Origin of the sequence: Chromobacterium sp. LK1, from assembly GCF_001043555.1 — a bacterium.
Lineage (GTDB): Bacteria > Pseudomonadota > Gammaproteobacteria > Burkholderiales > Chromobacteriaceae > Chromobacterium > Chromobacterium aquaticum.
The window spans coordinates 25,822-35,956 of record NZ_LDUI01000056.1; the positions used below are offsets into that span (position 1 = coordinate 25,822).

Annotated in this window: 9 protein-coding genes; 5 read left to right on the forward strand and 4 right to left on the reverse strand. The window is 64.2% G+C overall.

The genetic code is table 11. The features are described from left to right. The first annotated feature begins 2 nt into the window (after window positions 1-2). The 3 genes from VI26_RS21140 to VI26_RS21150 all read left to right on the forward strand — a co-directional run bounded on the left by VI26_RS21140 (window position 3) and on the right by VI26_RS21150 (window position 4,393). Window positions 3-1,313, forward strand: a complete 1,311-nt coding sequence (locus tag VI26_RS21140; RefSeq protein WP_048411745.1) for a TolC family outer membrane protein — start codon at window positions 3-5, stop codon at window positions 1,311-1,313. Window positions 1,314-1,595: 282 nt separating this feature from the next. Further along, a complete protein-coding gene (gabT, locus tag VI26_RS21145; protein ID WP_048411746.1) occupies window positions 1,596-2,861 on the forward strand; it encodes a 4-aminobutyrate--2-oxoglutarate transaminase in 1,266 nt (421 codons plus the stop codon). A 71-nt stretch (window positions 2,862-2,932) separates the two neighbouring features. Beyond that, window positions 2,933-4,393: an NAD-dependent succinate-semialdehyde dehydrogenase gene (locus tag VI26_RS21150; protein WP_048411747.1), complete on the forward strand. Its 1,461-nt coding sequence runs from the start codon at window positions 2,933-2,935 to the stop codon at window positions 4,391-4,393. A gap of 67 nt (window positions 4,394-4,460) precedes the next feature. Here VI26_RS21150 and VI26_RS21155 read toward each other — a convergent pair whose 3' ends face one another. From VI26_RS21155 to VI26_RS21165, 3 genes are all read right to left on the reverse strand, one after another. Then, complete coding sequence (locus tag VI26_RS21155) at window positions 4,461-5,909, reverse strand: hypothetical protein (protein WP_048411748.1); 1,449 nt, start codon at window positions 5,907-5,909, stop codon at window positions 4,461-4,463. Window positions 5,910-5,986: 77 nt separating this feature from the next. After that, entirely contained in the window at window positions 5,987-6,721 is a 735-nt protein-coding gene (locus VI26_RS21160; RefSeq protein ID WP_048411749.1) for a GNAT family N-acetyltransferase, read from the reverse strand. An 11-nt stretch (window positions 6,722-6,732) separates the two neighbouring features. Then, window positions 6,733-7,116: a rhodanese-like domain-containing protein gene (locus tag VI26_RS21165; RefSeq protein WP_048411750.1), complete on the reverse strand. Its 384-nt coding sequence runs from the start codon at window positions 7,114-7,116 to the stop codon at window positions 6,733-6,735. Window positions 7,117-7,208: 92 nt separating this feature from the next. Here VI26_RS21165 and VI26_RS21170 point away from each other — a divergent pair, with 92 nt between their 5' ends. Together VI26_RS21170 and VI26_RS21175 are read left to right on the forward strand one after the other, a co-directional pair. Further along, on the forward strand, window positions 7,209-8,666 hold the full coding sequence (locus tag VI26_RS21170) for a PLP-dependent aminotransferase family protein (RefSeq protein ID WP_048411751.1): 1,458 nt from the start codon (window positions 7,209-7,211) through the stop codon (window positions 8,664-8,666). Beyond that, window positions 8,663-9,175 carry a DUF523 domain-containing protein gene (locus VI26_RS21175; protein ID WP_231581079.1) on the forward strand — a complete coding sequence of 171 codons (513 nt, stop codon included), beginning with the start codon at window positions 8,663-8,665 and terminating at the stop codon, window positions 9,173-9,175. The genes VI26_RS21170 and VI26_RS21175 overlap by 4 nt, the downstream gene beginning before the upstream one ends. A 24-nt stretch (window positions 9,176-9,199) precedes the next feature. Here VI26_RS21175 and VI26_RS21180 read toward each other — a convergent pair whose 3' ends face one another. Then, window positions 9,200-9,961 carry a carbonic anhydrase family protein gene (locus tag VI26_RS21180; protein WP_048411753.1) on the reverse strand — a complete coding sequence of 254 codons (762 nt, stop codon included), beginning with the start codon at window positions 9,959-9,961 and terminating at the stop codon, window positions 9,200-9,202. Between the last annotated feature and the right edge of the window lie 174 nt (window positions 9,962-10,135).

Sequence of the window (10,135 nt, forward strand, 5' to 3'; positions counted from 1 at the left end):
AAATGAACAAGACTCTATTCCGATCGCCCCTGCTGGGCAGTTTACTGCTGCTGGGCTTCGCGCTGCCGGTCCACGCTTTCGACCTGGTCGAAGCCTGGCGCGCCGCCCGCGACTACAACGCCGATTTCGCCGCCGCGCGCTCCGACCTGGACGCCGGCCGCGAAAAAGCGGTGCAGGGCCGCGCGCTGCTGCTGCCGCAAATCGGCGCCAGCGCCAACTACAACTACACCAACCCGATCACGCCGGCCGGCCAGGGCGGCTACGACGCCACCACCTATGGCGTCAATCTGCAGCAGCCGCTGTTCGACGTCGGCAAATACACCGGCTATCAGAAAGGCAAGCTGGCGACGCAGCAGGCCGAGACCAGCTTCGGCGCCGCCGAGCAGCAATTGATCCTGGACACCTCGCAAGCCTATTTCAATGTGCTGCTGGCCAAGGACACCCTATCCGCCACCAGCGCCAGCAAGAAGACCTTCCAGCAGCAGCTGGAGCAGGCCAAGACCGCCTTCGAAGTGGGCACCGCCACCATCACCGATACCCATGAAGCCCAGGCCGGCTACGATGGCGCGGTGGCACAGGAAATCAGCGCGGTCAGCAGCCTGGAACTGGCGGAAAACAATCTGCGCCGCGTCACCGGCCTGGACCCGAAAACCATACAGCCGGTGCTGGACAAGCTGCCGCTGGAACTGCCGACGCCGGCCACGCTGGAAGCCTGGATCGACCTCGCCCAGCGCAACAGCCTAAGCATCAAGGCCGCCGAACAAGCGCTGGGCATCGCCGACAAAAACGTCACCGAGAAAAAAGGCAACCACCTGCCTGTGGTCAGCCTGACCGCCGGCTACAGCGACAGCCAGACCCGCGCACCGCTGCAAGCGCCGCATACACGCGGCAGCAGCATAGGCGTGGGCGTCACCCTGCCCTTGTTCGCCGGCGGCGGCATCAACTCGCAAGTACGCGAAGCGGTGGCGCAGCAGGAATCCGCCAAGGACAAGCTGGAAGCCACCCGCCGCCAAGTGCGCGAAGACGTGCGCCGCACCTTCCTCGGCGTCACCAATGGCGCGGCGCTGGTGCGCGCCCAGGAGCAATTGCTGATCTCGGCCAAGAGCAAGGTGGAGTCCACGCGCCTGGGCAAGGAAGTGGGCATCCGCACCAATATCGACCTGCTGCAGGCCGAGCAAGCCTATTATTCGACGCTGACCAGCCTGGCCACCGCCAAGTACAACTATCTGATCGCGCGCCTGTCGCTATCCCAGGCCGCCGGCCAACTGGATAGCGAGGTTCTGGGCAAGGTCAACGCCGTCATCCGCCGTTAAGCCTCCCCCTCCGCGGCCATGCCAATCCGGCATGGCCGCCGCCTCTTTCCGCTCCCTCCTTCCCCCCGCTGACGTCCACGCAACAGGTGTTTAATTTTTTAGGTCATGTGTAGCTTTTTGCTAAACACAAACATAGAATGCCTGAGATGGTCAGACAGCAATAATGAAAGCAAAAACCACGGAGCGACAACCGGCGCCATGACAGACCGGCCACGTTCCGACACCGATTCGCGGCGGCCAGCCCGATGCGGCGCCGACCGCACAACGTCGAGGAGATAGCAGATGAGCAATAAGGATTTGATGCAACGTAAGGCCGACGCCACCCCGCGCGGCGTGGGCGTAATGTGCGGATTCTTCGCCGATCGCGCCAAAAATGCCGAAATCTGGGATACCGACGGCAAACGCTACATCGACTTCGCCGGCGGCATCGGCGTCTTGAACACCGGCCATCTGCACGCCAAAGTGCAGGCCGCGGTCGCAGAACAGCTATCCCGCTTCAGCCACACCTGCTATCAAGTCGTGCCCTATGAATCCTATATCCGCCTGGCCGAACAGCTGAACCAACTGACCCCGGGCCAGCACGCCAAGAAAACCGCGTTGTTCACCACCGGCGCCGAAGCGGTGGAAAACGCGGTGAAAGTGGCGCGCGCCGCCACCGGCCGCGGCGGCGTGATCGCCTTTGGCGGCGCCTTCCACGGCCGCACCCTACTGGGCATGGCGCTGACCGGCAAAGTGGTGCCGTACAAGGTCGGCTTCGGCCCCTTCCCCGGCGATGTCTACCACGCCCCCTACCCCAACGCGCTGCATGGCGTTTCGGTGGAGGACTCGCTGCGCGGCCTGGAAAAGCTGTTCAAGTACGATGTCGATCCCAAGCGCGTCGCCGCCATCATTTTCGAGCCGGTGCAAGGCGAAGGCGGTTTCTACAATGCGCCCAGCGAATGGGTGGTGCAGCTGCGCAAGATCTGCGACGAACACGGCATTCTACTGATCGCCGACGAAGTGCAATCCGGCTTCGCCCGCACCGGCAAGCTGTTCGCGATGGAACACTACCCGGTGCAGGCCGACCTGATCACCATGGCCAAATCGCTGGCCGGCGGTTTCCCGCTGTCCGCGCTGACCGGTCGCGCCGAGATCATGGACGCGCCGGCGCCCGGCGGCCTGGGCGGCACCTATGCCGGCAATCCGCTGGCGGTGGCCGCCGCGCTGGCGGTGATAGACGCGATCCAGGAAGATAAATTGCTGGAGCGCGCCAACCGCCTCGGCGCCTTGCTGAAGGAAAAACTGCACGGCCTCAAGAACGCGGTGCCGCAGATGGCCGAAATCCGAGGCCTGGGCGCGATGCTGGCGGTGGAGTTCAACCAGCCCGGCAGCCAGCAGCCGGACCCCGACTTCGCCAAGAAAGTGCAGACCAAGGCGCTGGAATCCGGCCTGATTCTGCTCACTTGCGGCGTCTACGCCAATGTGATCCGCTTCCTGTTCCCGCTGACCATAGAAGACACCGTGTTCGAAGAAGCGCTGGCCAAGCTGGAAGCCGCGCTCAAAGCTTAAGAGCCTGTTCCAAGACCAAGACCCGCGCCGGCGGCGCGGGCCTATCCGACATCGCTGCGTTGGAGACCCGCATGTTGAATTTGAAAGACCCCACGCTGCTGAAACAGCAGTGCTATGTGAACGGCGCCTGGATAGACGCCGACAACGGCGAAACCATTCCGGTCAGCAATCCCGCCACCGGCAAGATCGTCGCCCATGTGCCCAAGATGGGCAAGGCGGAAGCGGAGCTCGCCGTCGCCGGCGCCGCCGCCGCCTTCCAAGAATGGAAACGCAAGCCGGCGAAGGAGCGCGCAGCCATCCTGCGCCGCTGGTTTGATCTGGTGATGGCCAACCAGGACGATCTGGCGGTCATTCTCACCAGCGAGCAAGGCAAGCCGCTGGCGGAGGCCAAGGGCGAGATCGCCTACGGCGCCTCCTACATCGAGTGGTATGCGGAGGAAGCCAAGCGCCTGTACGGCGACACCGTGCCCGCGCCCGGCGCCGACAAACGCATCCTGATCACCAAGGAACCCATCGGCGTCGCCGCCGCGATCACGCCGTGGAACTTCCCCAATGCGATGATTACCCGCAAGGCGGCGCCGGCGCTGGCCGCCGGCTGCCCCATCGTGGTGCGTCCGGCCAGCCAGACCCCGCTGTCTGCGTTGGCGCTGGCGGTGCTGGCCGAGCGCGCCGGCATTCCCGCCGGCGTGTTCTCGGTGCTGACCGGCGGCTCCAGCGAGATCGGCGCGGTGCTGACCGGCAGCGACGCGGTGAAGAAATTCTCCTTCACCGGTTCCACCGAAGTAGGCCGCAAACTGATCGCCCAGTGCGCGGACACCGTCAAGAAAGTGTCGATGGAACTGGGCGGCAACGCCCCCTTCATCGTGTTCGACGACGCCGATCTCGACGCCGCGGTGGAAGGCGCCATCATTTCCAAATACCGCAACGCCGGCCAGACCTGCGTCTGCGCCAACCGCTTGCTGGTGCAGGACGGCGTCTACGACGCCTTCGCCGAGAAGTTCGCCGTCGCGGTGGCCAAGCTGCAAGTGGGCAACGGCCTGGACGCCGGTGTCACCCAAGGCCCGATGATAGACATGAACGCGGTGGCCAAGGTGGAAGAGCACATCGCCGACGCGCTGGCCAAGGGCGGCAAGCTGGTGGCCGGCGGCAAGCGCCACGCGCTGGGCCACAGCTTCTTCGAGCCGACGGTGATCACCGATGTCACCCCGCAGATGAAGGTGGCCAAGGAAGAAACCTTCGGTCCGCTGGCGCCGCTGTTCCGCTTCCACAGCGAGGCCGAAGCGATCCAGATGGCCAACGACACCGAATTCGGTCTGGCCAGCTACTTCTACGCTCGCGATATCGGCCGCATCTTCCGCGTGTCCGAAGGCTTGGAATACGGCATGGTGGCGGTCAATACCGGCATCCTGTCCAACGAGGCCGCGCCCTTCGGCGGCGTCAAGCAATCCGGCCTGGGCCGCGAAGGCTCCAAATACGGCATCGAGGATTATCTGGAAATCAAATACGTGCTGCTGGGCGGCATCGACCAGTAAAGCGCCGCGCCAATGCGAAACGGGCTGGAAATCCAGCCCGTTTTTTTTGACAGTCGCGACCGCGCGCCTAATGGAACTTGGCCAAGGTCTCCGACAAGGGAATGCCGGCCTCCTTCAGACACTCGGCCAGATCGCGCCAGGTTTCCTCGCGCTCGGGCGCCACGTCCGGCGTCACCAGCCACGGCGCGTGCGCCGCCACTTCCTCGCGACCACGCAGGCGGAAGCCCACCTCGTAACCCTGCATCTCCGGCTGGTATTCGGCGATGGCTTCCAGCTCCTGCACCCCGCCTGCGCTGGCGGCCAGCAAGGCCGCGGTCACGCCCAGACGCTTGCGGTTCCAGGCGCGCACGCCGGTTTGCACGGCCTCCCACCACGGCAGCGGCGCGAACAGCTCGGCCTCGCCATATTCCATCTCAGCGCCCACCGCCTGCTGCACCAGCGGCATCGCCGCGTCCAGCGCCTTGCGCGCCAGGCGTCGCGCCTGTTCCGGCGGCAAGGCGCCGCGTTCCACCAGGAAGGGAATCCAGGCCAGCACCAGTTGCGGCTCATTGGTCTTGCGCGCCGCTTCATAGGTGGCGCGCGAGGAGTCCGGGTCCAGCGGCGCGAAGTCGCAGCCGGCATCCATCACCGGCGCCAGCTGCACCAGGTCCTGGCAGGCGCGCTCGTTCAGCATCTCCAGCGTGAACAAGGTGGGGGAAATCCACAGTATCGACTGCTCCGGCACCTCCAGCGCATCCGCCAGCGCCACTTCCAAACGCTCCAGCTGCGGGAAATGCCACCACACGCCGCCCTGAGCGCGTGAAAACGCGAACGGCAGCGCCCACAACTCAAAGGAAGCCACCGAGCCGTCCTTGCGCATCACCTCGGGGAAGGCGATCGCGTCGCGCGCGCTGTTCACCAGCAGCTGGCGCGCGGCGGGTTGCGACAGCAAGGCCAATTGCGATTCGGTGAACACCGCCTGATCGCCGGCCGCCAGCGCCATCTGCACTTCGCCAGCCAGCTGCGCCCGCTCCATAGGCTGATCCACCGCGCGGCGCGCCAGCTCCACCAACTGCTTCACCGCGCGGCCGCGTTCCGCCGGCGGCAGCGGCTCGGTTGGCCCGGCGCGCATCTCGCGCGGCTCCGGACCGGCCGCCTCGCGGTCGGCGTAAGCCTTGTGCAAGCGCTGATACGCCTGCATCGCTTCGTCGCAGATCGCCTGCAATTGGCCGACGGTGGGCATTTCGTCTTCATTGCTGAAATTGAAATCAAACAGACGCAGACGCAGATTGCAGACGTATACCGTCACATTGTCGGCCTCGTCGAACAGCATGGCGCTGGCCAGACCTTCGCGGTCACGGCCGGGGAAGTCGGTATCGTCGTCGCCCAGCAGCCGGCATACAAAAGCCGGCGCCTCGGTGTGAATCAGGTACTCGGAGCCTTCCAGGCCCTGATCGTCGACGGCATCACCGAAAATGAAACGGTTGGGCAAGAACGGCTCGCCCTTGATGCGGGCATTACGCGGCAGGGATTTCATCAGGCAGCAAATCTATTCAATAAATCAGATACTCATTGTACCTGCCTAGCGTGGCGGCTTGAAGTCCGCCGGCCAAATCAATCTCCGCCGCGGCATTGCGCCAGCGTCCGTAGCTGCCGCCCCGCCGCATCGAAATTGTCCGGCGCCAACCAGCGCTCCATGCCTTGCCGCAGCGTCGGCCACTCCTTATCCAGTATCGAGAACCAGGCGGTATCGCGGTTGCGCCCCTTGTAAACCATGGCCTGGCGGAACAGGCCCTCGAAACGGAAACCCAGCCGCTCAGCCGCTTGGCGCGACGGCAGATTCAAGGCGTCGCACTTCCATTCATAACGCCGGTAGCCCAATTCAAACGCCTGCCGCATCAACAAATACATCGCCTCGGTCGCCGCCGGCCGCCGCTGCAGCGCGGGCGAAAAATTCAAATGGCCAAGCTCGATGCAGCCCATCGCCGGATCGATGCGCAGATAAGCCGCCACCCCGACGGCCAGATCGGTGGCGCCATCCACGATCGCGTAAAAGTGCGGGTCCGGCCTGGCCTGCTGCGCCGCCAGCCAGTCTTGATAATCCTGGTACACAGCGAAGGGGCCATAACTCAGATAGGTCCAGTTGCGCTCGTCCGCGGCCATCGCCGCGAACAGCGCCGGGCCATGGCTGGCCGCGTCCAGCGGCTCCAGCCGGCAAAACCGCCCGCTCAGGCTCCGTCGCGGCGGCCAGGCCGCCGGCTGCCAATCCGTAACCGGCAAGCCCACCATCTGCCCCAAGGCATTGCGGCTGCCGGCCGCGGCCAAAACGTCGACATCGGCGATGCTCATTCCGCCCTCCCTCAGCAATTGCAGCTCACGGCGGCGCCGGCGCGCGCCGTCGTCGCATAGCCGTCGCGAATCCACCAGTCCAAGCCGCCTTGCAGCTCGCGCACATTGAAGCCCAAGCGCGCCAGCTTGAGCGCGCCCTTGGTCGACGCATTGCAGCCTATGCCGTCGCAGAACGATACCAGGACCGCATCCTTGGGCAGCTGCGCGGTGCTCGCCTCATCCATGCTCCGGTGCGGCACGGACAACGCGCCGGGGATGGTTTCCTGCTGATACGCCTCGGGCGCGCGCGCATCGATCAACAATAAACGCTCGCCGGCCTGCAAGGCGCTCCAGACATCGGCGGCATCCATTTCATAAGCCAACTTGGCCGCGTAAAAGTCCTGTTGCGTCAGCATCGAATCTCTCCTGTTGCGCTGAAAATACTGTTAGCCTAAGCAACAAGTCATTCCCCTTACAGTGCCACCATGCAGAAATTAAAGGAACCACTTTGCCCGCCGACTGGTTGAGCGAATACCTGCGCGGCCAATTGCAGCGCCAAGGGGCGGAAAGCCTGGCGCGCCAGTTGTATCGACTGCTGCGCGAACTGATACGCGAAGGCAAGCTGGCGGGCGGCGCGTCTTTGCCGGCCAGCCGCGCGCTGGCGGCGGAGCTGGCGCTGGGCCGCAACACCATTCTCAACGCCTACGAACAACTGGGCGCCGAAGGCTATCTGGAAAGCCGCCACGGCTCCGGCACCTATGTCGCCACGCTGTTCGACGCGCGAAGCGCGCCGCCGCCGCGCGTGGAACAGCATCCAGGCCTGTCACAGCGCGGCCAGCGCGTCGCCGCCGGCTGTACCCTGCCCATAGGGCTGAATGGCGCTTTCGCGCCGGGCGCGCCCGAACTGAAGCGCTTCCCGCACGCGCAATGGCAGCGCTGCCTGCAAGCCCATGTGCTGCATCCACAGCCGGAAAACCTGCACTACCGTCACGACGGCGGCCTGCCGGCCTTGAAGCAGGTGCTAAGTCAGTACTTATACCTGGCCCGCTCGGTGCGCTGCCGCCCGGAGCAGATCATCATCACCCAGGGTGCGCAGCAAGGCCTGGAATTGCTCGCCCGCCTACTGAGCGACCCCGGCGATGTCGCCTGGGTGGAAGACCCCGGCTACAACGGCACTCAAGCGGCCTGGCGCGCCGCGGACATGACGATAGAACCCATTCCAGTCGATGCCCAGGGCATGGCGCCAGAGCCGCGACACCACTCCATTCCGCCGCGGCTGATCTACATCACCCCGTCCCACCAATACCCGACCGGCGTCGTCATGTCGCTGGCGCGGCGGCTGGAATTGCTGCAACTAGCGAAACAGCACGACAGCTGGATCATAGAAGACGATTACGACAGCGAATTCCGCTACACCACCCACCCCATCGCCTCCTTGCAAGGCCTGGCCGACAGCGAGCGCGTCATCTATCTCAGCACTTTCAGCAAGGTGATGTTTCCAGCCTTGGGACTAGGTTATCTGGTGCTGCCCGAAGCCTTGGTGGATCCTTTCCGCCGCGTGCAGGCCCGCCTGTATCGAGAGGGCAATTACCAAGTACAAGCCGCGCTGGCCGACTTCATCGAGCAGGGTCACTTCGCTCGCCATATCAAGCATATGCGCGAGCTGTACCGGCTGCGGCAACAATTACTGTGCGGCACGCTGCGGCATGCGCTCGGCGACGCGCTGCCCTTGTCTGCCGGAGAGGCCGGCCTGCATCTGGTGGCGCAATTGCCCGACGGTTTCGACGAATGGGAACTGAGCCAGGCGGCGGCCCGGCAACGGCTATGGCTGCGCCCCATGCTCAAGCACTTCATCGGTCCGGCTGATCGCTGTGGCCTGGTGCTTGGCTATGCCGGCGTGGAAGAGCATGATATCCGCGCCGCCGCGCTCAAATTGGCGGCGCTATTGGAAGCAAGATGGAAATGAAACCGAAATTATTGGTCAGCGCCTGCCTGCTCGGGCAGCCGGTACGCTACGACGGCCAGGCCAAGCCGCTGTCGGAACAGGATTGGCGGCGCTTGCGGCAGAAATTCGACCTGATCGCCGCCTGCCCCGAATGCATGGGCGGCCTGCCAACCCCGCGGCCGCCGGCGGAACTGCGCGGCGGCGACGGGACCGCGGCCTTGCGCGGCCAGGCCGGTGTGATCACAGCTACTGGAGAGGATGTCAGCGCCGCCTTTATTGATGGAGCCGGCCAGGCCTTAGGTCTGGCGCAAGCCCATGGTTGCCGCCAAGCGCTATTGAAGGCCAACAGCCCTTCCTGTGGCAGCCGCCGCATCTACGACGGCCGGTTTTCCGGCACGCTCAAGGACGGAGAAGGCGTGACCGCCAGCCTGTTTCGGCAGGCCGGCATCGTGGTCTGTTCGGAAGAGGACATCGACGTGCTGCTCGACGCCCCTTCCCGCCAAGCAGCGCAGCAATCAGAATTCTCATGATGCTTGCGCGGCAATGAACAGGCTCTAAGCCGTCGTGGGCAGAAACTCCAGACGCCCGCCGTTCAGGTGATACATCGCGCCGACGATCTTGATCTGGCCGTCACGTTCCAGTTTGGCCAGCACATCGCTGCGCTTGCGGATCTGTTCCATCGTGTACAGCACATTGCTGCGCGCCACCGCGTCGACGAAATCAGCGTTCTTGCTGCTGCGCTCGCCTGCATACTGGGTTTGCGCGATCGCCGGCCGGATACGCGCCAGCAAACCGGTCAGATTGCCCATCTCCACATGGTCTATCGCGCCCTTGATCGCGCCACAACCGGTATGCCCCATCACCAGCACCACCTTGGCGCCGGCCGCCGCACAGGCGAACTCCATGCTGCCCAGCAGATCGTCATTGACCACATTGCCGGCCACCCGAGAATTGAAGGTTTCGCCGATCCCGGAATCCATCACGATCTCGGCCGGCGCGCGCGAATCGATGCAGCTGAGCACCACCGCCGACGGATACTGCGCGCCGACACTGGAACGCTGCTGCGCCAGATAATCATGCCGTAAGGGCTTGCCGCTGCGAAAGCGCTCATTGCCCTTCGCCATTGCCGCAATCACCTGATCCGGCGTCATCGCATCGCGCTGCGCCTTGCTCAAGGATGCCGCGTAAGCCACGCCGCTCAAGGCGCCGCCAGCACCGATGGAAAACAGCGCCGCCGCGCCCAAGGCCGTTTTCAACACCGTGCGCCGGCCCAAAGTCTCGCCGGCATCGGCCAAATCATATTGCTGCTTGCTCATTCCCGTCCTTCCCTAGCGTTGTTGTATAAGGCTTTCTGATTTTATTCACCAAACATGCAATTAGATGATGATTGCCAGCTTGGTTCATTCAGCAAAGCAATATTTCAAACAGATTAGAGAAGACGTGGACCAACGAGCGGCATGTCCAATGCCCGAACGCAACAAAGCCTCCCC